This window comes from Aromatoleum evansii, from assembly GCF_045689615.1.
Classification (GTDB): Bacteria; Pseudomonadota; Gammaproteobacteria; order Burkholderiales; family Rhodocyclaceae; genus Aromatoleum; species Aromatoleum evansii.
The window spans coordinates 1530373-1554083 of record NZ_CP141259.1 but is presented as its reverse complement, the minus strand read 5'-3'; the positions used below and the strand labels follow the sequence as shown (position 1 = coordinate 1554083).

Genomic DNA, 23711 nt, shown 5'->3' with positions numbered 1-23711 from the left:
GCGAACTCCCGGGCACCCCGAAATGGTATGCCCAAACGCTTCCTCCCGCCCTATTCGGCGGGTAGGGCTCGTGCGGAATGTTCAGCCACATGCATCGCAAATCCCGTCCAGCGAATTCCTTCTTCCGCGGCCTGAGTACTGCTGTAGCGCTATGCGCCCTCGTTTCGCTGACGAACCTCACTGGTTGCAGCTCGACCCCTGCCGGATCGGCGGAAGAAGATCTGCAGTATCAGCTGGCATGGCCGGCCCCCCCCGAGGAACCCCGTTTCGTTTTCGAAGCGGAACTCAGGAACCAGTCTGACATACGGGACGAATCGGACGAAGACCGTCTGAAGCGAATCCTTACGGGGCACGACAAGAACTCCGAGCAACCCGTTTACCGCAAGCCGTCCGCCCTGGCGGCTCGAAAGGGGCGGCTTTACGTCGCCGACCCGCACAGCGCATCGATCTATGTGTTCGACATGCCGCGCCGGAAGGTCTTCCAGATCGGCCAGCGGGAGCCTAATCGGACGCGCTCGCCGATCTCGATGGCGATCGACGCCCAGAGCCGGCTGTATGTCCTTGATTCGAGCGCGAAAAAGGTGATGGTATTCGACTCGCTGGGTCTGTTCATGTTCTCCGTCGGCAACCCAGGCGATCTGGTAAAACCAGCGGGAGTGGCGGTCAGTCGCGACGGCTCCCGGATAGTCATTGTCGACCGTGGCAGCGTTGATGTGGACGACCATAAGGTCATCGCCTACGCACCGGACGGCAAGGAGCTGTTCAGAATCGGCCCCCGCGGCACGGATCCGGGCCAGTTGAACATACCCCTCGACGCGACCATCGCCGAAGACGGCACGCTGCACATTCTCGACTCCGGGAATTTCCGCATCCAGTCCTTCGACGAAACGGGGAAGTTTCTCTCGAGTTTCGGGTCGGTCGGCAACGGACTAGGAAGTTTCTCGCGACCACGCCGGATCACGAGCGACGCCGAAGGCAACATCTACGTTTCCGACGCATCGTTCAACAACGTGCAGATATTCACACCCGACGGAAGCCTGCTCATGTGGGTCGGCAAGGCCGGGATAGCGAACCTCCCCGGACAATACGCACTGATCGGCGCCATCACGGTGGACGAGACCGGACGGCTGTATGTTGCGGATCAGTACCACCTCAAGGTCGAAGTCTTCCGTCGGGCCGGGACTGGCTCGGTCACGGGCGCATCGGCGCGGGCAGGCTCCGCGGGGCGAGCCCCCTGAACACTCATCAAGCATAATCAGGCGCACCGCCACACTGGCATCTTTATTGCATATCCGCGCCCATACAAACAAACAACCACATCCACATCATGTTAAACAAAATCGCCACTGCAACCATCGTCACGATCGGCGTGCTTGCCTCTGATGTTGCATGGTCGGGGACACGCTCGGACTCCGAGTTCCTGCAGCAAGGCACGATCGGCAATACCCGGCATAACCTGACACAGCGCCAGACGGCGGGCGGAGGCCCGACCGGGACGCAAATGGATGCCGTTCGAAACAACTACGAGCAGGTGTGCGTCTATTGCCACACCCCTCACGGGGCCAACCAGAATATCAAGGCCCCCCTCTGGAACCGCACGGTCCGGACCACCACCTACACCCTCTACAGCCAGCTATCGCTATCCCAGGATGCGACGCAGCCGGGCCCCAGCTCGCTGACCTGTCTGTCCTGTCATGACGGCCAGACTGCAGTTGACTCGATCATCAACATGCCTGGCAGCGGCAAGTACAATGCGGCACTTGCACTCAACCCCGACGCGGCGACCACGAAGACCCTCCTCGATGCCTGGAGCACCACCGACGACGCGTTCGACCACTACGCGCTGAAGGACAACAACACCGAATGCTTGAGCTGCCATTCACCGAGCGGCCAAGGCGGCGCTCAGGACTTTAGCGCGTATGCACTCGGCACCGACCTCCGCAACGATCACCCCGTGGGCGTGAAACTGCCCACTGGCGCGGAATGGAACGTCCCTTCCGGCACGTATCAGAACATTCGCTTCTTTGACACCGATGGCGACAACCGTCCGGACAAGAATGAATTGCGCTTCTATGACTCGGGCCAAGGTTTCGAAGTCGAATGCGCGTCGTGCCATGACCCGCATGGCGTGCCGGGAGCGACCGCAAAGTTCCTCCCCACCTTCCTGCGCGTCACAGTGGATGCCAGCCAGATCTGCCTGACCTGTCATGTGAAGTAACGAGTCCTCTCCGGCATCAACATGCTGAAGGGCGCCGAAAGGCGCCCTTTCTCGTTTTTAGAAACCATTCATGTAACATTGTCTTTGAATTGAGAAACATCTTTATCCAAATGTTGCGTCTCCTGGTCATGCCAGGCGCCGCAGACTTTCGTTGGGCGCTCGTCCGAGCAGGTTTCGAGTACCCAACCATCCCGCAGTGACCACTGCAAAGACTCCGGCAAGCATGGCGCCCATCAGCGGGCCGAGGTCGGGCACGTAAACCATGCCAAATGCGTAGCGCGCGAGGATCCACCCAAGGGTGGCAGCCCCGCCTCCGGCGAGCCCGCAGGCGAGCCCGGCAAGCACGACGAACTCTGCCACGAGCGCCCTGCGCAATTGCGCGTTGCGGGCCCCCAAGGTTCGCAGCATTGCAAGCTCGTAATCACGTTCGTCATGCGTCGACTGCAACGCCGAGAACAGCACGAGGAAGCCCGACAACACCGCGAAGGCGAAAACGCTCTCGACGATGACGATCAGCTTGTCAGTCATCGCACGCATCTGGGCGATCACCGCATCGATGTCGATGACAGACAGATTCGGGAATTGCCTGACCAGGTCGGTCGTGAATCCCTGGTCACCCGGAGACAAGCGGAAGCTGGTGATGAGGCTTGCCGGGTCGCCCTCGAGCAGCCCAGGCGATGCGATGAAGAAGAAATTCACGCGCATCGAATCCCACTTGAGATCCCGGATACTCGTAATGGGAGCCTCGACCAAGCGCCCGGCGACGTTGAAGCGCACGTGGTCGCCCACCTTCAGGGAGAACGTCTCCGCCAAACCGCGCTCGACCGAGAACTGCGCAGCTGTATCCGTCCCATGCCAGCGCCCGCCGACAACAACATTCCCGTCCGGCAGCCGGCTTCCATAGCTGAGATTGAACTCCCGTTCCGCCAGGCGCCGTGTGCGCTCGTTCTCATAGTCGTCCGGGCGAACCGATTTTCCGTTGATCGACTCCAGCCGGCCACGAATCATCGGACGGATATCCGGGTCCTCGAGTCCTCGGGCGAGAAACGCCGCCGACAATGCTTCACGCTGATCCGGTTGGATGTTGATCACGAAACGATTGGGTGCGTCGGGCGGGGTCAGCGCACGCCAGTCGTCGAGCAGGTCGGCGCGAACGATGGTGAGCAGCAACAGGGCCGTCATGCCCACGCCGAGAGCGACGATCTGAATGACGCTCGCGCCGGTCCTGCGCACAAGGGAGGCGATGCCATAGCGCCAGCCGTTTCCGCCGAGCGATGTGGCGCCCCTCACGCGCCCGAGCAGGTGCAGGCAGCCCGCGGCAGCGACGGCGTACAGGGCAAGGGCAACAACGAAGCCGCCCGCAACCTGGATACCGAGCCGCAGGTCGCCGGCGATCCAGAACACGAGGGCCAGCAAGGCCAGGGTTCCCGCCGCCCACGCGGAAGCACTGCGCCCTTCCACCAGCACGATCTCGCGTCGGAGAACACGAAGGGTCGAAACGCGCCCGAGGCGCAGGAGCTGGGGAAGCACGAATCCGACAAGCAGCACGACACCGACTGCGATCCCGTGAGCGAATGGCAAGAACGAGGGCGACGGCAGGGGGGTGTTCATGATCTGAACGAGGATCCGTGCAAGCCCCAGTTGCACTGCCCAACCGAGCAGAGCCCCCAGCGCCGCAGCAGACAGTCCGAACAAGGCGAATTCGCCCACGACGATGGAGACAACCTGCGTCTGCCTGGCTCCCAGACAACGCATCACGGCGCAGGCATCAAGGTGTCTCTGCATGAAACGGCGGGCGGAAATCCCTATCGCAACAGCGGCGAGAATCACCGTCAGCAGCGCCGCCAGACGCAGGAACCGTTGGGCCTGATCGAGGGCATTGCGTACTTCGGGCCGGGCATTCTCGATGCTTTCGAGCGTCTCGCCGCGCCCCAGCCGGGTTTTCGCCCAGCGCTCGAATGCAGCGACAGCGTCGGGCTCGCCGGCGACATGCAATCGCCACGTAGCCCGGCTACCCTGAATCAGCAGGCCCGACTCGGCAAGATCTTCGACGTTGAAAATCGCACGGGGAAGCAGGCTGAAGAAATTGGCCCCGCGGTCGGACTCGAAGGTGACCGTCGCACCGACCCTGAACTCCAGGCGCCCCAGCCCGACGCGATCGCCGACCGCTACGCCGAGTGCCGCCTGCAGGCGCTCGTCGAGCCAGACCTCACCGCGTGCAGGGATGTGATCGGCGATGGCGTCGCCGCGGGTGGGCTCCGTCGCGATCCGGATGTGGCCGCGCAGTGGATAGCCTGCGCCTACGACCTTCACGCCAGCCAGTTGCGCAGCGGTGCCGGTGCTTACCATGCTGGTGAACAGCACGGTGCCGGTATGCCGCAGCCCCAGGCGCCCTGCCTCGCTGCGATAACTGTCGTCCCACGGGTGATCGGCCCTCAGCAGCAGATCGCCGCCCAACAACTGGTTCGCTTCGCGATCGAGTCCGCGGCCGACACGGTCGGCGAGGAAGCCCACGCTGGTCAGACAGGCCACCGCAATCACGATGGCAAGTCCCAGCAGATGGAGCTCCCCCGCCCGTAGGTCGCGCATCATCATGCGCAGGGCGAGGCGTAAGGTATTCATGCGCGGGTTGACGGCGCCTGCCGCCAAAGGTTCAGGCCTTGGGCAGCAGGCGCCTTACGAGTTCGACCCAGTAGGCGACGCCGAACGGAATGATGGCGTCGTTGAAATCGTAGTGCGGATTGTGCAGCGTGCATCCGCCCTCGCCGGGACCGTTGCCTATCCAGACATAGCAACCCGGCTTGTGACGCAGGTAGAAGGCAAAGTCTTCGGCCCCCATGCTTGGAGGCAGGTCGGTCAGGACGCTCGCCCCGGGGAGGCTGCCCGCCACCGCGGCACAGAGCGCGGCCTCATCGGAAGTGTTGATCGTCGGCGGGTAGCCGCGGCGATAATCGACCTCGACATTGACGCCGTGGCTCGCGGCCACACCCTGGCCGATACGCGCGATGGCCGCCTCGATGCGGTCCTGCACGGCAGCGCCGAAGGCGCGCACAGTGCCACACAGCTTCGCCCGATCCGGGATGACGTTGTACGCTTCGCCGGCATGGAACTGCGTCACGGACACGACAGCCGAATCGAGGGGGTCGAGGGTGCGGCTGACGACGGTTTGAAGCGCCTGCACCAGCGCGGCACCGGCGATGATGGAATCCGTACCGAGGTGCGGCATCGCACCATGTGCGCCCTGGCCGCGGATCTCGATGTCGAAGCGGTCGGCGCTCGCCATCACGGGCCCGTCATGCACGGCGAAGTGGCCGGCGGGGAGGCCGGGCCAGTTGTGCATGCCAAAGATGGAGGCCATGGGGAAACGTTCGAACAGGCCGTCGTCGACCATCGAATCGGCGCCGCCCTCGCCCTCTTCCGCCGGCTGGAAGATGAAATAAGCGGTCCCGTCGAAGTCGGGGTGCGCTGCGAGCACCTCGGCGGCACCGAGCAGCATCGTCGTGTGACCGTCGTGGCCGCAGGCATGCATGCAGCCGGCGTGTTGCGATACGTGGGCGAAGTCGTTGCGTTCCTGGATCGGCAGCGCATCCATGTCGGCACGCAGGCCGATGGCACGCAGGCTGCGTCCGGCCTTGAGCACGCCGACGACCCCGGTGCCGCCCAGGCCGCGATGCACCTCGATACCCAAGACCTCCAGGCGGCGAGCGACGAGCTCCGCGGTGCGGTGCTCTTCGAATGCGAGTTCGGGATGCGCGTGGATGTCGCGCCGCAGCGCGGTCAACGCAGGATGGCACTGCCGGATTTTTTCGGGGATGCTCATGGCCTCACCTGTCGTCGCAGGTTTGCGATGCGTTTGTCTGTCGGGGGAACAGTCCGAGTTTAATGGGCATCGCGCCGCGCGTCGATCTCGCCTGCACGCTGATGGCTGCGACGAACATTCCCTTCAGGCGGCACGTCGGTGGCGCTCGTGCGACACCATCAGAGGACCTGATAGACACGCAGCTCGAATCCTTCGCCCGCGTAGCAGGCATCGAGGGGTTTGAGTTTCTGCACACCGCCATTGCCCGTGACAAAGAGAGGCAGATCCGGGGCGCCGAACGCACGTGGAGGTGCGATCACCCGCACGGCCTCACCGCGCCGCAACGGGTCGCACAGCAGCACGTCCGCGGGCCGGCGCCCGTCGTCGACATGGGCGAGACTCGGTCTGCGCGACAGGATCTCCAGCCCCACGTGCGCACTGTCGTCGTCCTGGGCCCAGGATCGCCGTACCAGGGCAAGCTGCCACCCCTCCCCGTCGACCGGATGAATCCCGACGAGCTGGCCAATGCTGACCGAGCCGCTGGCAGCGATTGCCCCCACCCCGCCACGACTGAGATCCCGAAGTCGCCATTCCTCCCTGCGAACCCCGTTTTCGCCCGCGAACACTTTGCGCAGGTCGTCGATGCCGGCGACAGCCGCAAGCACCCCTTCGATCACATGGCGCCGGTGACGCCTGACCGGCTGGGTCGCAGACCAATGCCGCAGGAGATGATCCAGTGCCTGAACGCGCAGCGACGCGGTTCTTGCGTCCGACGGGGAGGCCGAGGGTCGCGCGTCGTCGAGGGCGCGGTCGCGTGCTTCACGGAACATTTCCGGCGCAAGGCCGGGCGACAGGAACCAGGCCCCCACCACAGCCTCCGGCTGACCGACGAGTCGGCATGGGGCACTTCCCTCCTGCGGGGAAACCCAATGGGTTGCTTCCTGGAAGGCGGCGGACTCGAATCTCACGACGGGCACGGCCAGTTGCAGCAATCGATCCACGGCGCCCAGCAATGGCGCCGGAAGGAGATCGAGCGACGCGGCGCAGGCGGCAAGCGCCCTAACGTAGTGGAATTCAACGGACGCTTCCGCCCCCTTTGCCGCCAGCGTCGGGCCTGCGATTACGGTGTTGCCCTCGCGCACCGCGTGCAGGAAGGCGTCCCCCAGCCAGCGCCACAAATGGGGATGCGGCGGCCCTCCGCTGCATCGCTCCCATATCACGCGCTCGGCACCGGCTCGAACGAGCCGCAACCGGAGCGCGTCAGCGCCATCGGCCTGCCTGGCGCCCTCGCCTTCTCCATCGCATGCGGCGAGGCTGTTCTGGAGCCGATCCAGCAGAACGCCGGCGAGGTCGCGCACCGCGTGGAGCAGCGGGCGGCAGTCGCGCGTGTCCTCAAGAGTCGCGAGCGTTTCGCGGACGCGCCCGATGCACGCGATGACGGCATCGTCGATGCGCCCAAGGACGCGGCGGTCACTCGCAGCATCGAGCGCTTCCATTCGGGAGAGCGTCGCCAGTTCGCGTTGCAGCGCCCTGATTTCACCGAGCAACTCGGAAAGCCTCGCGTAATTCGCCCCGCCACCGACCATTGCGCGCGCCGTCTCGGCCCGGGCAATGATCGGCTCCTGCGGCTCACGACCTCCCTGGCTCACCACGCAATCTCCGTAAGTTATGTGTCCGCCGGGATAGGGCGGCTTTGTAACAAGGCTAACACACGCCGGCGAAGGTAATTCGTGATGACTTGTACGCCGGGCCTACGATGTAGAATCGCGCTCTCTCTGCGACGGACTCATGCATGAAACAGTATCTCGACTTGATGCGGCACGTTCTCGAACACGGCCACCGGAAGTCGGACCGCACCGGCACCGGCACGCTGTCGGTGTTCGGCTGGCAGATGCGCTTCAACCTCGACGAGGGCTTCCCCTTGCTGACGACGAAGAAGCTGCACATGCGATCGATCATCCATGAGCTGCTCTGGTTCCTGCAGGGCGACACCAACATCCGCTACCTGAAGGAAAACGGCGTCTCCATCTGGGACGAATGGGCGGACGCAGATGGCGAGCTCGGACCGGTGTATGGAAAGCAATGGCGGCGCTGGGAAACTGCCGATGGGCGGACGGTGGACCAGATCGCGCAACTGATCGACGGTCTGCGGCGCAACCCGGATTCGCGGCGCCATATCGTCTCGGCGTGGAATCCGGGCGAGGTCGAGGGCATGGCGCTGCCGCCGTGTCACGCGCTGTTCCAGTTCTATGTCGCGGGCGGACGCCTGTCCTGCCAGCTGTATCAGCGCAGCGCCGACATCTTCCTCGGCGTGCCGTTCAATATCGCGTCGTATGCGCTGCTGCTGCTGATGGTCGCGCAGGTATGCGATCTCGAGCCGGGCGACTTCGTGTGGACCGGGGGCGACTGCCACCTTTACCAGAACCACATCGAGCAGGCGAAACTTCAACTTTCACGCGACACGCGCCCGCTGCCGAAGATGACGATCAACCCGGACGTAAAGGATATTTTCGCTTTCCGCTTCGAGGACTTCACGCTCGAGGGCTACGACCCGCACCCCCACATCAAGGCGGAAGTGGCGGTATGAGCGCGGCACAGACCGAAGTCGTGCTGATTGCAGCGGTCGCCCGCAACGGGGTGATCGGCCGCGACAACGCCCTGCCCTGGCGCCTGAAGGCAGACCTCGCGCACTTCAAGGCGACGACGGTCGGACACCCGGTGCTGATGGGCCGCAAGACATGGGAATCGCTGGGCCGGCCACTGCCCGGACGGCGCAACCTGGTGGTGACGCGCGACGGGTCGTATGCCGCCAGCGGGGCGGAGGTCTTTGCCAGCCTCGACGACGCCCTTGCGGCCACGGGAGGCGGGAAGGTGTTCGTGATCGGCGGGGCGGAGATCTACCGCCAGCTGCTGGAACGCGCGGATGCGCTGGTGCTGACCGAGGTCGCAGCGGAGGTGGATGGCGACGCCTTTTTCCCCGACTTCGACCGAGCGCGCTTCACCGAAACCCGCCGCGAGTCGCACCCTGCGGACGCGAACAACGAATTTCCCTTCGACTTCGCCGAATACCGGCGCAAGCCCTGATCCGCCCGGAGTGCCGCGGCGACATCGCGCCGCGGCACCGACCCGAATTGCTCAGTCCTGCCTGACGCAGTCGACAAAGTAGTCGACGCGGCCGTTGGACTGCTCGCGCACGAATCCGTGGATGTCCGTCTCGAAGCCCGGGAAGGCGGCATTGAAGTCGCGCGCGAACTTCAGATAGCGCACGATCGTAGCGTTGAAGCGCTCGCCCGGAATCAGCAGCGGGATACCCGGCGGATAGGGGGTGACGAGCATTGCCGTGACGCGCCCTTCGAGCTCGTCGATCGCGACGCGCTCGATCTCGCGGTGGGCCATCTTGGCGAACGCGTCGGCAGGCTTCATCGCCGGCACCATGTCCGAGAGATACATCTCGGTGGTCAGGCGTGCGACGTCGTGCGTCTTGTAGAAGGAGTGGATCTGCGCGCAGAGATCCTTGAGGCCGACCTTCTCGTAGCGCGGATGCTTGGCGATGAAGTCGGGCATGATGCGCCACAGCGGCTGATTGCGGTCGTAGTCGTCCTTGAACTGCTGCAGCTCGGTCACCAGCGTGTTCCAGCGGCCCTTGGTGATGCCGATCGTGAACATGATGAAGAAGGAGTACAGTCCGGTCTTCTCGACGATGATTCCGTGCTCGGCCAGATAGCGCGTCAGGATGCCGGCGGGGATGCCCGATTCGTCGAAGTCGCCGTCGACGTCGAGGCCCGGGGTGATGATCGTGGCCTTGATCGGGTCGAGCATGTTGAACCCGGGGGCAAGATTGCCGAAACCATGCCAGCGGTCACCGGCATTGAGCATCCAGTCCTCGCGCGTGCCGATACCCTCCTCCGGGAGATACTCCGGCCCCCACACCTGGAACCACCAGTCGTCATCGCCGAACTCGGCATCGACCTTACGCATCGCGCGGCGGAATTCGACCGCCTCGGACAGCGACTCCTCGACCAGTGCAGGCCCGCCCGGGGGCTCCATCATCGCGGCCGCGACATCGCACGAGGCGATGATCGCGTATTGCGGCGACGTCGAAGTGTGCATCAGGTAGGCTTCGTTGAAGATGTCGCGGTCCAGCTTGCGGGTCTGCGAATCCTGCACGAGGATCTGCGAGGCCTGCGACAGGCCGGCCAGCAGCTTGTGCGTGGATTGGGTCGAGAAGATCATCGACGTCTCGCAGCGCGGGCGATCGGCGCCGATGGCGTGATAGTCGCCGTAGAAGTCATGGAACGCGGCATGCGGCAGCCAGGCTTCGTCGAAGTGCAGCGTGTCAATCTGGCCGTCGAGCATCTCCTTGATGGTCTCGACGTTGTACACCACGCCATCGTAGGTCGACTGCGTGATCGTGAGGATGCGCGGCTTCTTGCTCGCGGCCTCGCGGGCGAACGGATTGGCCTCGATCTTGCGCTGGATGGTCTCCATGCGGAATTCGTCGATCGGGATGGGACCGATGATGCCGTAATGGTTGCGCGTCGGGGTGAGGAACACCGGCACCGCTCCGGTCATGATGATGGAGTGGAGAATGGACTTGTGGCAGTTGCGATCAACGACGACGATGTCGCCGGGCGCGACCGTGGTGTGCCACACCATCTTGTTCGAGGTGGAGGTGCCGTTGGTGACGAAGTAGAGGTGGTCGCAGTTGAAGATGCGCGCGGCGTTGCGCTCGGAGGCCGCAACGGGGCCCGTGTGGTCGAGCAGCTGGCCGAGCTCCTCGACCGCGTTGCAGACGTCGGCGCGCAGCATGTTCTCGCCGAAGAACTGGTGGAACATGTGGCCGACCGGACTCTTCAGGAAGGCGACGCCGCCCGAGTGGCCGGGGCAGTGCCAGGAGTAGGAGCCGTCGGCGGCATAGTGAACGAGGGCGCGGAAGAACGGCGGCGGCAGGCTCTCGAGGTAGTTCTTGGCCTCGCGCACGACGTAGCGCGCGATGAACTCCGGCGTGTCCTCGAACATGTGGATGAAGCCGTGCATCTCGCGCAGCACGTCGTTGGGGATGTGCCGGCTGGTGCGGGTTTCGCCGTAGAGGAAGATCGGGATGTCGGCGTTGCGGAAGCGGATCTCCTCGACGAAGGCGCGCAGGTCGGCGATGGCCTTGTCGGACGCTTCCGGTGACGAGAACTCCTCGTCGTCGATCGACAGGATGAAGCCCGATCCCTTGCTCTGCTGCTGCGCGAAGGAGGTCAGGTCGCCATAGCTGGTGACGCCCAGCACTTCCATGCCTTCGTCCTGGATCGCCTGCGCAAGCGCACGAATCCCGAGCCCGCTCGCATTCTCGGAGCGGAAGTCCTCGTCGATGATGATTATCGGAAAGTGAAAGCGCATTCCAGTTTCTCCAGCTTTCTGCCCTGCGGCAAACGGGAATCATACCCGTGTGTGGTTTGGCCCCGTATTACCGGAAAGTACAAAGGGCCGTCAGACGGCCCCTGTCGATGATCGCTCCGTGCGAGACGGATCGGATGGGTGGATCAGATCTTCGGCAGCGTCACGCCGGTCTGGCCGAGGTACTTGCCGCCCCGGTCCTTGTAGGACGTGTCGCACACTTCATCCGACTCGAAGAACAGCATCTGCGCGACGCCTTCATTGGCGTAGATCTTCGCCGGCAGCGGAGTCGTATTGGAGAACTCGAGCGTCACGTGGCCTTCCCACTCGGGTTCGAGCGGGGTGACGTTCACGATGATGCCGCAGCGCGCATAGGTCGACTTACCGAGGCATACGGTCAGGACGCTGCGCGGGATGCGGAAGTACTCGACGGTGCGGGCCAGCGCGAAGGAATTCGGCGGGATGATGCAGACGTCGCCGACGAAATCGACGAAGTTGCGCGCGTCGAAGTCCTTCGGATCGACGATCGTCGAGTTGATGTTGGTGAAGATCTTGAATTCGTTGGCACAACGGACGTCGTAACCGTAGCTCGACGTACCGTACGAGACGATCTTGCCGCCGTCGTTGTGGCGCACCAGCTCGGGTGCGAACGGCTCGATCATCCCTTGCTGTTCCGCCATGCGGCGGATCCACTTGTCGGACTTGATGGACATGGGGGCGCGTTTTCCTCGGCGACCTGTCCGGCACCGGCCGGACGCGAAAAATCCGCGTAGTTTAGGGCAAGCGCCGCCGGATCAAAAGACAATTCCGACGGCGCCCGCGCGTCAGGTGTTCTTGACGACGATATTGGGGAATTTGTGGGACATGTCCTTGGCCTTCTCGGCCACGCGCACGGCCACTTTCCGCGCGATTTCGCGGTAGATGCCGGCGATGCGTCCATCGGGATCGGCAATGACGGTGGGCGTGCCGCGATCGGCCTCCTGCCGGATCTGCAGGTCGAGCGGAAGGGCGCCGAGGAAGGGGATGTGGTAATCCGCGCAGAGCTTCTCGCCGCCGCCGGTACCGAAGATCGGCTCCTCGTGACCACAGTTGGAACAGATGTGGATGCTCATGTTCTCGACGACGCCTACGATGGGCACACCGACCTTCTCGAACATCTTGAGGCCCTTGCGCGCGTCGAGCAGGGCGATGTCCTGCGGGGTGGTGACGATCACCGCGCCGGTGAGCGGCACGCTTTGCGACAGGGTGAGCTGGATGTCACCGGTACCCGGGGGCATGTCGATGATGAGGTAGTCGAGTTCCTTCCAGTTCGTTTCCTTGAGCAGTTGGTTGAGCGCTTGGGTCGCCATGGGGCCACGCCACACCATAGGCGTCTCGACATCGACAAGGAAGCCGATGGACATCGCCTGCAGGCCGTGCGCCTCCAGCGGCTCCATGGTCTTGCCGTCGAGCGAGTGCGGCTTGTGCTCGCCGATGCCCAGCATCTGGGGCTGCGACGGGCCGTAGATGTCGGCATCGAGAATGCCGACGCGCGCGCCCTCGGCCGCCAGCGCGAGGGCAAGGTTGGCGGCCGTGGTGCTCTTGCCGACGCCGCCCTTGCCCGAAGCCACGGCGATGATGTTCTTGACGCCCGGCAAGAGTTTTACGCCCTGCTGCACGGCATGGGCGACGATCTTGCTGCCGACCTTGACATCAAGCTTCTCGACGCCCGGCAGCGTGCGCACCGCATCGACCGCGAGGTCACGGATCAGCGCGAACTGCGTGCGGGCGGGGTAACCCAGCTCGATCTCGAAACTCACGCTTCCGCCGGCCGCCTGGAGGTTACGGATGCACCGGGACGACACGAGGTCCTTGCCGGTATTCGGATCGACAACGCTTTTGAGCACTTCGGTAACGGACTCGGGGGTGAGACTCATGACTGGCTTCCTCGGGATCAGGGGCCCGCATGCGGGGCGATAAGAACTGCATCATACCGAAGGCGGCGCCGGCGCTCACCCTCGGACGCAAAAGGGTCATTCGGCCGCACGCGGCGGGGTAAAATCCGCGCCTTGCACGACTGCCATCTTTCAGGACATCCCGAGCATGACCCGTTTCCAGGGATTGGCGCTTTCCGCGTTGATCGCACTGCTATCCGCTTGTGCCACGCCGTCCGACCCGCAACGCGAGACCTCATCCCCGCCCCGCCCCGCCCGCGCGCCGGAGGGCAATCTGCCCAAGGTCGACTGGAGCGCGGAACGGGCGAGGATCACGCGCGCCCTCACAGGCGCCGGCGATCTCTCGGTGATCGCGCACAACGACGGACATTTGCAAATCCTGATCCCGGGGGCCGAAGCCTTCGCCCGTGACGGCGTCGAACCGCGTTCCAGCCTCCGCGCCACGCTCGACCGCATCTCAGGCGTACTGAGCGAGACGCCGGGAACCGAGATCGTGGTCATCGGCCATACCGACGGCGTCGGCAGCGAGTTGCACAACATGCAGCTCTCGATCCGCCGCGCGGAGGCAGTTGTCGAATACATGCGAGTCCGCGGCATCGCCCTGACGCGCCTTCAGGCCGACGGCCGCGGCGAGACGGAACCGTTCGCCGACAACGGCACCGAAGCCGGACGCGCGAAAAACCGCCGCGTCGAGATCATCGTCCGCCCCTTTTCCCGCTAGCCCCGGTTCGTGCGCCGACCACTCATTAGGGCACGGCGCGTTTGTTACACTCCCGTTTTCGATTCCTGAATCCGCACATGTCCCGCAAGATCCTCGTCACGAACGCCCTGCCCTACGCAAACGGCGACATCCACCTCGGCCATCTGGTCGGCTACATCCAGGGCGACATCTGGGTGCGTTTTCAGCGCATGCGGGGCAGCACCGTGCATTACGTGTGCGCGGACGACACGCACGGCACGCCCGTCATGTTGCGCGCGGAGAAGGAGGGGATCACCCCCGAGGCGCTGATCGGGCGGGTGCATGGCGAGCACCTGCGCGACTTCACCGACTTCGGCGTCGCATTCGACAACTACCACAGCACGCACAGCCCCGAGAACCGCGCGTACGCAGAGGAAGTGTACAAGCGCCTCACGGCGGCGAAGCTGATCGATACGCGCTCGATCGAGCAGTTCTACGACCCGGTGAAGGAGATGTTCCTGCCCGACCGCTTCATCAAGGGCGAATGCCCGAAGTGCAGCGCGGCGGATCAGTATGGCGACAACTGCGAGGTGTGCGGCGCGGCGTATGCGCCGACCGAGCTGAAGAACCCGTACTCGGCCGTCTCGGGCGCGAAGCCGGTGCTCAGGACTTCGGAACACTACTTCTTCCGGCTGTCCGACCCGCGCGCGGTCGCCTTCCTGCGCGAATGGACGCGCGGGACCAACGCCGCCGGCGCCCGCCGCCTGCAGGCGGAGGCCGCAAACAAAATGAAGGAATGGCTCGGCGAGGAAGGCCAGGAAGGCGAGAACACCCTGTCCGACTGGGACATCTCGCGTGACGCCCCATACTTCGGCTTCGAGATCCCCGGCGCCCCGGGCAAGTATTTCTACGTCTGGCTGGACGCGCCGATCGGCTATCTGGCGAGCTTCCGCAACCTCGCGGACAAGCGCGGCGACATCATCGTGGATGACTTCGTCGATGCCGCGCGCGCCGAAGCGGCGGGCACGGAGATGGTGCACTTCATCGGCAAGGACATCCTCTACTTCCACGCGCTGTTCTGGCCGGCGATGCTGCAGTTCGCGGGCCTGCGCACGCCCTCGCAGCTGTGCGTGAACGGCTTCCTCACCGTGGACGGCGCGAAGATGAGCAAGAGCCGCGGTACCTTCATCACCGCACGCTCCTACGTCACCCAGGGCCTTAACCCGGAATGGCTGCGCTATTACTTCGCGACCAAGTCCAACGGCACGATGGAAGACGTCGACCTGAACCTCGACGACATGATCGCGAAGGTCAATTCGGACCTCGTCGGCAAGTTCGTGAACATCGCCAGCCGCTGCGCAGGCTTCATCACGAAGCGCTTCGAGGGCAGGCTTGCCGTTAGCGACGCCGCGGCGACGGCCGCATTCTCGGCGGCCCACGCGGCCGGCAGCATCGCGCAGGCTTACGAGGAGCGCGACTATGGCCGCGCGCTGCGCGAGATCATGCATCTCGCCGATCTGGCGAACCAGTACGTGAACGACCAGAAGCCCTGGGAGCTTGCGAAGCAGGAAGGGCGCGAGGGCGAGCTGCACGTCGTGTGCAGCACCGCGCTGACGCTGTTCCGCGACCTCACCCTGTACCTGAAGCCGGTGCTGCCGGCGCTCGCAGCCAAGGTCGAATCGTTCCTGGCGATTGCGCCTCTGGCGTGGCAGGGTGAATGGCAGCCCCTGCCGGCCGGCCACGTGGTGAACGTTTACGCCCACCTGATGACGCGGGTCGAGCGCAAGCAGATCGACGCCCTGCTCGAAGCCAACCGCGACTCGCTCGCCCCGGCAGCCGCGGCTGCAACGCCTGACGCGAAAGCCGCCTCGTCGCAGCAGCGCCATGCGGAAAAGCAGCAGCATGCCGCCCAGAGTGCCGAAACGGCCTCGCCGCACATCTCGATCGACGATTTCACGAAGGTTGACCTGCGCATCGCGAAGATCGTCGCCGCCGAGCACGTGGAGGGTGCCGACAAGCTGATCAGGCTCCAACTCGACATCGGCGAGGACAAGCCGCGGCAGGTGTTCGCCGGCATCAAGTCGGCCTACGACCCGGCCTCGCTGGTGGGGCGGATGACGGTGATGGTCGCCAACCTCGCGCCGCGCAAGATGAAGTTCGGCATGAGCGAGGGCATGGTTCTGGCCGCGTCCGATCCCGACGGCAAGACCGGCGGGCTCTACATCCTGTCCCCGGATGCGGGCGCGACTGCGGGGATGCGCGTCAAGTAAGGAAACGGCAGGCTCGCAGCCCGATGCCCCTCACTCCCTCGAAACGCTGGATCGTGTGGCAACGCACGGCCCCCGGATGCTGGTACGGCAGCAGCACCAGGGGTAAGCCACGGCACACAGAGGAATCGAGGAGGCATCGTGATCAGTTTTCGGCCCAAACTGTTTGATACCCTGCCCGGCTACGGGCAGGGTCATTTCACCCAGGATCTTTCCGCAGGCATCACCGTCGGGGTTCTCGCCCTGCCGCTGGCGATGGCATTCGCGATCGCCAGCGGGATGAGTCCCACCGCCGGCATCTGGACCGCCATAGTGGCCGGTTTCCTGATTTCGGCGCTCGGCGGCTCCAGGGTCCAGATCGGCGGCCCGACCGGGGCCTTCATCCCGATCATTTACGCCATCGTCGTCGACTATGGCGTCTCGAACCTGCTCATCGCCACGATGATGTCGGGGGTCATGCTGTTCGCCATGGGCGCGTTCCGCCTCGGCAACATGATCCGCTTCATCCCGGTGTCGGTGGTGATCGGCTTCACCAACGGCATCGCGGTGGTGATCTTCATCTCGCAGATCAAGGACTTCCTCGGGCTGTCCATCGACAAGATGCCGGGCGAGTTCTTCGGCAAGATGGAAGCGCTCCTCGGGGCGACCCACACCATCCACCTACCGACGCTCGCGGTGGCGGTGGCCTCGCTCGTCGTACTCCTCGCCTGGAACCGAACCGCCAGGCGCGTGGCCTGGATGCGGCGACTCCCGGGACCGCTCGCGGTGCTGCTGATCGCCACCGCGATCAACGCAATCGTCCAGTTTCCGGTGGACACCATCGGCAGCCGCTTCGGCGGCATCCCGCAGCAGGTGCCCCACTTCGGCCTGCCCGAGCTGTCGCTCGGCACACTGGGCAAACTCATCGCACCGGCGCTGACGATCGCGCTGCTGGGAGCAATCGAGTCGCTGCTGTCGGCCCGCGTCGCGGACAACCAGATCGACGACCGGCACGACCCGAACCAGGAACTGATGGCGCAAGGCATCGCGAACGTGGCCGCCCCGCTCTTCGGCGGCTTCGCCGCCACCGGCGCGATTGCCCGCACGGCGACGAACATCCGCTCCGGCGGGCACACCCCGATCGCCGGCATCATCCATGCGCTCGTGCTGCTGGCCGTGGTACTCGCGCTCGCCCCGCTCGCGAGCCACATACCGCTGGCGACGCTGTCGGCCATCGTGGTGATCGTGTCGGTGAATATGGGCGAATGGCATGCCTTCGCCTGGAAGGAGCTCACGCGCTACTCGCGCCAGTACCGCACCATCCTGCTCGGCACATTCTTCGTCACCGTCGTTTTCGACCTGACGCTGGCAGTCGAGTTGGGCATGGTGCTCGCAAGCCTGTTCTTCATCTACCGCATGTCCGACCTCACCCGCGTCGAGCGGATCGCGCTGGAAGACTATTACGGCGTCGAGGCCCTGTCGCGTGCCGACGGCACGCCGCGCATCCTCGCCTACCGCGTATTCGGCAGCCTGTTCTTCGGCGCGGCGAACAAGCTCGAGAACCTCATGCTGATGGAGGACGGCCATCCCGATGCGTTGATCCTCGACATGGAGAAGGTCATCAACATCGACACCACCGGCCTCGACATGCTGCAGGCGCTCCATCGCGCCCTGGAGAAACGCGGCACGCAGCTGATCCTTTGCGACCTGAACGCGCAGCCCGCCTCCATCGTCCAACGTTCGGGGTTCGGCGAAACGCTCGGAACCGAGAATCTCGCCGGCAACATCACCGACGCCCTGCTGCGCGCCCAGCGCTGCGGGAGCCGGGACGCGGAGGTGTCCTATGCATGAATCCGATCATGTCGCGCGTCACCTGCTGATTCAGGGACTCGTTCAGGGCGTTGCCTTCCGCGCAAGCGCCCGCACGGAGGCCGACCGTCTGGGACTTTGCGGCTGGGTGCGAAATCGCTCGGACGGATGCGTCGAGGCCGTGGTGGCTGGGTCGGCAGGAGCGGTCGAGCACTTTGTGCGCTGGGCTCACCGCGGCCCGTCCCACGCCCGGGTGGATAGCGTCGCCGTCAATCCGACGGAGCGGCCGGAACAGACCGGTTTCCGGATGCTGCCCACCTTGTAGCGGGCTGCACAAGGAAAAGCCCACCCGACCTTGCGATCGGGTGGGCTTCGCGCTCAGCAAGCCGGGCTTAACGCCACTTGTAGCGCATGGAGGCACCGATGAAGGTGGTCTCCTGGGTTTCGTCCTGCGAGATCACCGTGCCGTCGATGTAGAACGCACGCGCCCACGCCCAGTCGTTCGTACTCCACTGGTTATGCGCCGCATCGAAGCGCAGCGTCAGGTCCTTCTTGAGGGCGTATTCGGCGAAGAGTTCCAGCGACGTCACCGTGTATTTGACGTCGGCGATCCCGACCGAAACGGGGGTACCACTCAAGCCGTACCCGCTGAGGTTGTGCGAATAGGAGAGATCCCCCCCGAGCTTCCACTTTTCGCCGACGGTTCCGCGCAGGCCGACGCCGAATGCCTCGGTCAGTGACTTCAGGTTGGCCTGCCAGTCGGCGCTCGACCGCGCAGCATTCACCTGGCGGGCATATTCGCGCGAGGCCCACGCGTGCGTGCTCCACCCGGCGGAGAATGCATACGCGCCATCGACCGACCAGAACGTCCCGCGCCCCTTGTCGACACCGTATCCACCATCCTTGAAATCGTCGTCGAAGGCGTCGGCCGTCAGCTGGAACGTCAGGACTTCGGTCGGCGCCCAGTCGAGACGAGCACGGACCTTTTCGCGGTCACGGTCGGCCAGGTGGTATGGCGTCGCGTAATACGCTGCCGCCGCACCGGTTGCCGTTTCCCTGACGAGATTCGAACCGCTGCGCTCGCTCTGGATGAACGCCAGCGATCCGTTGAGCGTCGCGGACAGCGAACGCGAAAGCTCGAGACGGTAGGCGGTTTCCTCGGTGCGCTTGCGGGTCGTGACCAGACGGGCGGCGTAGACGTCCCGCTTCTTCTCGTCGTAATCGAGCCCCGCGGTCACCTTGAAACCGGCCGGGAGCATGTAACGGGCTTCGAGCTTGCCGGTATTGACCTCGAAATCGCGAGTCTCGTTCACACCGCTGAACGTTTTCGATGCCGTGGTCGAGAAATAGCGGCGCGCCGTGGTCTGATCGTCACGATTCTCGTGGCGCCAGTCCGCAACGATGGTCAGCGCGGAAAGCGGCCGGGCGCTCAGGCCGACCTGGGCAAGCGTGGTCTCGACCTTGCCATCGAGGTCCCGGTTGCCGGGATCGGCGCGAACGACAAACCTGTCCTCCTGGTAAGCGAAGCTTCGTGCAACTTTAAAGTTGACCCGGGTAAGGGGAGTGAAATTGTACCCACCGGTCAGGTAGAACTGGTGCGCGTAGTTGTCTGGCGGCAGGGCGATGCGGTTCGGGTTGGCGATGTCCATCAACCGGATCGAGGAGTTGCCATTCTCGAAGAACGACCCGTAGTAGCCGGCGGACAACTGCAGGTCCTTCCCTGCATAGCCGAGAACGACGTCGAGTTGCTGCATCGTGTGGTCGATCGGCTCGCCGATGAAGGCCACGTTGAAGTTGCCCGGATACACGCCGAACAGACGACGGCCTTCCTTCGTATCCTGCTTGGCCTTGACCTGCACGCTCCAGCCCGGGGCGAGAACGTAGGAGCCGCCTGCGCTAATCGCCTCGCGTGCCGTCTTGAAGCGCACATCGCGCACACGGCTCGCGGGGCCGAAGACATCGAGCGTATCGTGGCCCAGTCCCTGCACCCCGGTCCTGACGTCGTACTGGGAGAAGCGCGGGGTCTGGTCGTATTCCAGGAAATACTTCCAGCTCCCCTGCACGCCATGCTCGAAACGCAGGCTGCGATTATCCAGGCCGAGGTTGCGGCCGTTCAGCAACAGCCAGCGCCCCGTCCCGTCGTCGCGCCGAACCAGATTAATGTTTGCGATTGCGTAGAGTCCCAGATCCGGCATGCCCGAGTATTGGCCGAAACGCGCCGCATCCTCGGTAAGGTAGCCCAGGCCCAGGCTCACGGAGCTCTCGGGGCGAATCAGGCGAGTGACGATATCGTCCTCGGCAAACGCCGGGGAAAAAGCGGCCGACAGCGATGCGGCGATGATGCTCAGGCTGACGGCGCGAACGCGATTGATCTTTCTCATGTCCATTCCCTCCCCTGTCAGCGGCGCAACGCACGGCCGGAGTTTGTGTCGTCGAACGGGTTGTTCGTGCCGTGGATGTTGGTATGGCAGTTCAGGCAGCCGCGCCCCACGATCAGCTTGGTCGCGAACGAGGCCGCCCCTGACACTGGGCCTTCCGGATTCGGCACCATCTGCTGGTGGCTCTGGTTCTCGTGACACTGCTGGCACAGGAAAGGCGCGCGCTGCTTGAGCAGGTTGTCATTCACGCTGCCGTGCGGCGTGTGGCAGATCGTGCAGTCTTCGGTCACCGGCTGGTGGCTGCGGACGAAGGGGCCGCGCTTTTCCATGTGGCAGGTGTAGCAGGTGGCAACGACGCTGTCGCGCTGCATCAGCTTCGGACCGGCCGACCCGTGCGGGTTGTGGCAGTCGACGCACACGACCTTGCGCTCGGGGATCGGATGGTGGTTCGGGCGCATCACCTGCGCGCGCTGCTCCTTGTGACAGGCAAAGCAGACATCGGGCTGGGTCTGGCGGTCGCGGACCGGATCCTCATGCGAATGGATCTTATGGCAGGAGGTGCACTCCATGTTCGCGGCGGCGTGCGGCCCAGTCTGCCAATGCGTGCGCTGGCCGCCCTGGTGGCAGTTGAGGCAGACCTGGTTGCGCTCCTCGATCGGCGTCGAGGACTTCGGTCCGAAATTGACGGTGGGCTTCGGGCGCTCCGTCACGTCGGACGGCTTGCTCACGTGCGTCGGGCTTTCGCCGTGGCACGAGGTACAGGTTCCGGCATTCTTGTCGGCCATCGTGCCGTGGCGGGTCTGGCCGATCGACAGGACCGGCTTGGCCTCGCCTTCGTCGTGGCAGCGTGTACAGACCGCGTCGCCAACCTGGACGACGTCCTTTGCGGCATATGCATGACCGATGAATGCTGCACCGGCCAGCAACGCCAGCATCCACTTGCGGATGCTTCCTGCTTGCTTGCTCATTAACTTCTCCCCTTTAGTACTGCCGGCGCACTGGCGACGACACCGCGTCGCCGCCTGTGCATCAAACGGCGCGAAGCGCACCACGACCGCGGGTAACTCTTTAAGGAACCGCCTGCTGGCAGGTCCGGAGGTCCCGCCTCCCTGTTGTAATCAGCCGTGGCGCGCTTCGAACCGGATTCGTGTCAGAGCGAAAGAATCCACTCGACGACGTTCTTGACCGCCGCCGGATCCTCGGTCTTCAGCGTCTCGTGGTCCTCTTCCTTCCCCTCGACCTTGACCTTGCTCGGCACGGTTACGTGCTTCGTGAGCTTCTCCATCGCCTCGGGCTTGCCCTTGTACTTGGCGGCAGTCTCCTTGAACGCCGGGCCGTCCTTCTTTTTCTCGACGGCATGACAGGTCAGGCACTTGCTCTTGCGCACCAGGGCGTCGGCGGCGGCGGCATCGACCGCGGCAGCCGGCAGGCTCGCTGCACTTGCTGCGAGGGCTATGGTGAAAACAAAAAGACGCTTCATTTCAACTCCTTGGCGAGGCTCCGGATTCGGCCTGCCCGATTTGTAGCAGAATGTTTCTTATACCTTTTGGACGATGTACCGGCAACCACCCTGTGGCGCCGAAACGACAAGCAAAACAGTTAGATACGGAAACGCCTGATTTCATCGCGCAACTGCGCCGCCAGCTGCTCCAGGCTGGCCGTCGCGCATGTGACGCCGTCGAGCGAAGCACTCGTCTGCTGCGCCAGCCCGGCGATCATCTCGACGCTGTTGGCCGCAAGGGAGCTCGCCTTCATCTGCTCGTCGGTTGCCGTGGCGATGCTGTTCATGCCATCGGCCACACCGCCAGCCGACTCCATGTTGCTGCGCAACGCGTCGGACACGCGCAGCATCGACTCGCGGATGAGCACCAGCGCATCCGCTCCCTGCGTGATCGCGGCGCGCACCCCCACCGAACCCGAGTTCAGCTTGTGCGTGACGTCGTCGATGTCACTTGCCGAGCGGGTCGACTTCTCGGCCAGCTTGCGCACTTCGTCGGCGACGACGGCAAAACCGCGGCCGTGTTCCCCCGCCCGGGCGGCCTCGATCGCGGCGTTGAGCGCGAGCAGGTTGGTCTGGTCGGCGATTTCCTTCACCTGCGCGGTCAGGCTCGAGATCGCGTCGGTGTTGTGGATGAAGTCGCCGACGGTCTGGGTCATCTTGCTCACCGCGCTCTCGACATCGGACAGCCTGCCTGTGAGCTCGAGCACGTCGGCGTTGCCCGCCTCGGCGCGGGACAGGCTGTCGCGCGCGACCTTGAGCACCTCGCCGCTCGCCTGGGCAACGGACATGATGCTCGCCGCCATCTGCTCGACTGCGGAGGCCGCCGAAGCCGATTTTTCGGACTGCTCGCCCGCTCCGGCCCGGATCTCGACGGCCCCGCGCTGCAGATCGGAGGCGGCGCTCGACACCTGATCGGCCGATGAGGAAATGTTGCGGATGACGCCCTGCAACTTTTCCATCATCTTGTTGAAATAGCCGGCGGCCTTGCCCACTTCATCCTCGGCACGCACGGGCAGGCGCTGGGTGAGATCGCCCTCCCCTTCCGAAATGTCGCGCAGCCGGCTCGACAGCTCGGCCAGCGGCCGCGCGACCACCGCCTGCAGGAAAACGAAGATCAGGACCATCATCAGGCCCAAGGCCGCGAGCGCGCCGCCGATCAGCTTGGAGCGTGCGGCGGAGACCGCCGCATCCATGCGGTTGAGCGAAACCTCCATCGTCACGGCCCCCAGCACCGTGCCCTCGGGGTACTCGTCGTGGCACTCGGTGCAGTCCTTGCCAAGGTAATTCGTGCGGTTGATGGCCGGGAACACGGCCTTCAGGATCTTTCCCTTGTCCGGTTCGTTACGCAGCTCGAAGAACGGCTTGCCGCTGTCGATCGCCGCCTTTTCGTCGGGCCCGACGTTCATTTCATCCTCGTCGCCGTCGCCGAACTGATGGATGACCGGCTCCGCCCGGACCACCCGCATGTCGGTCAGTCCCGACGACTTCTTCACCTGGTCGAGATAGATCGCGCGCTTCTTGATCGTCTTCGTGCTCTTCATGAACACCAGCGTCGCCATGGTCATCTGGTTGATCGTCTCGGCGAAGTCATGGGACTGATTGATCGCCATGTTCTCCTGCTCGGCCGACACCCATACGACCAAGGTCGTACCGACGGCGATGAGCAGGGTTCCGATCGCCAGCATCAGGCGAACCCAGATCGGCGAATTCTTCAGTCGTTGCATCATGGCTGTGTTGTCCTGTCTCTACTTCCTGCACGTGC

At 64.3% G+C, this 23711-nt stretch carries 18 protein-coding genes; 8 read left to right on the top strand and 10 right to left on the bottom strand.

Features of this window, described 5'->3' with window-relative positions; genetic code table 11:
- Positions 1–77 precede the first annotated feature (77 nt).
- Together U5817_RS07105 and U5817_RS07100 are read left to right on the top strand one after the other, a co-directional pair.
- The gene (locus U5817_RS07105; protein ID WP_407280185.1) at positions 78–1238 is read left to right on the top strand and encodes a hypothetical protein; all 1161 of its coding nucleotides are present in this window, start codon (positions 78–80) and stop codon (positions 1236–1238) included.
- Between the two features lie 89 nt (positions 1239–1327).
- Positions 1328–2218 (top strand): cytochrome c3 family protein, encoded by an 891-nt coding sequence (locus tag U5817_RS07100; RefSeq protein WP_407280184.1) that lies wholly within the window; start codon positions 1328–1330, stop codon positions 2216–2218.
- A 126-nt stretch (positions 2219–2344) separates the two neighbouring features.
- On the opposite strand, the gene U5817_RS07095 is transcribed toward U5817_RS07100, so the two are convergent.
- From U5817_RS07095 to U5817_RS07085, 3 genes are all read right to left on the bottom strand, one after another.
- Entirely contained in the window at positions 2345–4840 is a 2496-nt protein-coding gene (locus tag U5817_RS07095; RefSeq protein ID WP_407280183.1) for an ABC transporter permease, read from the bottom strand.
- 31 nt (positions 4841–4871) lie between these two features.
- On the bottom strand, positions 4872–6038 hold the full coding sequence (locus tag U5817_RS07090) for a M20 aminoacylase family protein (RefSeq protein ID WP_407280182.1): 1167 nt from the start codon (positions 6036–6038) through the stop codon (positions 4872–4874).
- A 158-nt stretch (positions 6039–6196) separates the two neighbouring features.
- On the bottom strand, positions 6197–7666 hold the full coding sequence (locus tag U5817_RS07085) for a hypothetical protein (protein ID WP_407280181.1): 1470 nt from the start codon (positions 7664–7666) through the stop codon (positions 6197–6199).
- Between the two features lie 143 nt (positions 7667–7809).
- Here U5817_RS07085 and U5817_RS07080 point away from each other — a divergent pair, with 143 nt between their 5' ends.
- On the top strand, positions 7810–8604 hold the full coding sequence (locus tag U5817_RS07080) for a thymidylate synthase (protein ID WP_407280179.1): 795 nt from the start codon (positions 7810–7812) through the stop codon (positions 8602–8604).
- Entirely contained in the window at positions 8601–9101 is a 501-nt protein-coding gene (locus U5817_RS07075) for a dihydrofolate reductase (protein ID WP_169131090.1), read from the top strand. The genes U5817_RS07080 and U5817_RS07075 overlap by 4 nt, the downstream gene beginning before the upstream one ends.
- Positions 9102–9152: 51 nt before the next feature.
- Here U5817_RS07075 and U5817_RS07070 read toward each other — a convergent pair whose 3' ends face one another.
- The 3 genes from U5817_RS07070 to apbC form a co-directional block, all read right to left on the bottom strand.
- Entirely contained in the window at positions 9153–11405 is a 2253-nt protein-coding gene (locus U5817_RS07070) for an arginine/lysine/ornithine decarboxylase (protein ID WP_169131088.1), read from the bottom strand.
- Positions 11406–11548: 143 nt separating this feature from the next.
- The gene (dcd, locus tag U5817_RS07065; RefSeq protein ID WP_169131086.1) at positions 11549–12115 is read right to left on the bottom strand and encodes a dCTP deaminase; all 567 of its coding nucleotides are present in this window, start codon (positions 12113–12115) and stop codon (positions 11549–11551) included.
- 111 nt (positions 12116–12226) lie between these two features.
- Entirely contained in the window at positions 12227–13318 is a 1092-nt protein-coding gene (gene apbC, locus U5817_RS07060; RefSeq protein ID WP_407280178.1) for an iron-sulfur cluster carrier protein ApbC, read from the bottom strand.
- Between the two features lie 184 nt (positions 13319–13502).
- On the opposite strand from apbC, the gene U5817_RS07055 reads away from it, so the two are divergent.
- The 4 genes from U5817_RS07055 (at position 13503) to U5817_RS07040 (ending at position 18395) form a co-directional block, all read left to right on the top strand.
- Positions 13503–14057 (top strand): OmpA family protein, encoded by a 555-nt coding sequence (locus U5817_RS07055; protein ID WP_407280177.1) that lies wholly within the window; start codon positions 13503–13505, stop codon positions 14055–14057.
- A 77-nt stretch (positions 14058–14134) separates the two neighbouring features.
- Positions 14135–16285 carry a methionine--tRNA ligase gene (gene metG / locus U5817_RS07050; RefSeq protein WP_407280175.1) on the top strand — a complete coding sequence of 717 codons (2151 nt, stop codon included), beginning with the start codon at positions 14135–14137 and terminating at the stop codon, positions 16283–16285.
- 135 nt (positions 16286–16420) lie between these two features.
- A complete protein-coding gene (locus U5817_RS07045) occupies positions 16421–18112 on the top strand; it encodes a SulP family inorganic anion transporter (RefSeq protein WP_407281032.1) in 1692 nt (563 codons plus the stop codon).
- A complete protein-coding gene (locus U5817_RS07040) occupies positions 18105–18395 on the top strand; it encodes an acylphosphatase (protein ID WP_169131078.1) in 291 nt (96 codons plus the stop codon). Before U5817_RS07045 ends, U5817_RS07040 begins: the two co-directional genes overlap by 8 nt.
- 67 nt (positions 18396–18462) lie before the next feature.
- On the opposite strand, the gene U5817_RS07035 is transcribed toward U5817_RS07040, so the two are convergent.
- The 4 genes from U5817_RS07035 to U5817_RS07020 all read right to left on the bottom strand — a co-directional run bounded on the left by U5817_RS07035 (position 18463) and on the right by U5817_RS07020 (position 23676).
- Entirely contained in the window at positions 18463–20451 is a 1989-nt protein-coding gene (locus U5817_RS07035; RefSeq protein ID WP_407280174.1) for an MtrB/PioB family decaheme-associated outer membrane protein, read from the bottom strand.
- Positions 20452–20468: 17 nt separating this feature from the next.
- Positions 20469–21416 (bottom strand): DmsE family decaheme c-type cytochrome, encoded by a 948-nt coding sequence (locus U5817_RS07030; RefSeq protein WP_169131074.1) that lies wholly within the window; start codon positions 21414–21416, stop codon positions 20469–20471.
- Positions 21417–21598: 182 nt separating this feature from the next.
- Positions 21599–21928, bottom strand: a complete 330-nt coding sequence (locus U5817_RS07025) for a c-type cytochrome (RefSeq protein WP_407280173.1) — start codon at positions 21926–21928, stop codon at positions 21599–21601.
- 119 nt (positions 21929–22047) lie between these two features.
- On the bottom strand, positions 22048–23676 hold the full coding sequence (locus U5817_RS07020; protein WP_169131070.1) for a methyl-accepting chemotaxis protein: 1629 nt from the start codon (positions 23674–23676) through the stop codon (positions 22048–22050).
- Positions 23677–23711: the final 35 nt, after the last annotated feature.

Bases quoted from the DNA above. Each gene is read 5' to 3' on its own strand.
- U5817_RS07105 (WP_407280185.1), top strand. From the start codon at position 78: ATGTTCAGCCACATGCATCGCAAATCCCGTCCAGCGAATTCCTTCTTC.
- U5817_RS07100 (WP_407280184.1), top strand. From the start codon at position 1,328: ATGTTAAACAAAATCGCCACTGCAACCATCGTCACGATCGGCGTGCTT.
- U5817_RS07095 (WP_407280183.1), bottom strand. From the start codon at position 4,840: ATGAATACCTTACGCCTCGCCCTGCGCATGATGATGCGCGACCTACGG.
- U5817_RS07090 (WP_407280182.1), bottom strand. From the start codon at position 6,038: ATGAGCATCCCCGAAAAAATCCGGCAGTGCCATCCTGCGTTGACCGCG.
- U5817_RS07080 (WP_407280179.1), top strand. From the start codon at position 7,810: ATGAAACAGTATCTCGACTTGATGCGGCACGTTCTCGAACACGGCCAC.
- U5817_RS07075 (WP_169131090.1), top strand. From the start codon at position 8,601: ATGAGCGCGGCACAGACCGAAGTCGTGCTGATTGCAGCGGTCGCCCGC.
- U5817_RS07070 (WP_169131088.1), bottom strand. From the start codon at position 11,405: ATGCGCTTTCACTTTCCGATAATCATCATCGACGAGGACTTCCGCTCC.
- dcd (WP_169131086.1), bottom strand. From the start codon at position 12,115: ATGTCCATCAAGTCCGACAAGTGGATCCGCCGCATGGCGGAACAGCAA.
- apbC (WP_407280178.1), bottom strand. From the start codon at position 13,318: ATGAGTCTCACCCCCGAGTCCGTTACCGAAGTGCTCAAAAGCGTTGTC.
- metG (WP_407280175.1), top strand. From the start codon at position 14,135: ATGTCCCGCAAGATCCTCGTCACGAACGCCCTGCCCTACGCAAACGGC.
- U5817_RS07040 (WP_169131078.1), top strand. From the start codon at position 18,105: ATGCATGAATCCGATCATGTCGCGCGTCACCTGCTGATTCAGGGACTC.
- U5817_RS07035 (WP_407280174.1), bottom strand. From the start codon at position 20,451: ATGAGAAAGATCAATCGCGTTCGCGCCGTCAGCCTGAGCATCATCGCC.
- U5817_RS07030 (WP_169131074.1), bottom strand. From the start codon at position 21,416: ATGAGCAAGCAAGCAGGAAGCATCCGCAAGTGGATGCTGGCGTTGCTG.
- U5817_RS07025 (WP_407280173.1), bottom strand. From the start codon at position 21,928: ATGAAGCGTCTTTTTGTTTTCACCATAGCCCTCGCAGCAAGTGCAGCG.
- U5817_RS07020 (WP_169131070.1), bottom strand. From the start codon at position 23,676: ATGATGCAACGACTGAAGAATTCGCCGATCTGGGTTCGCCTGATGCTG.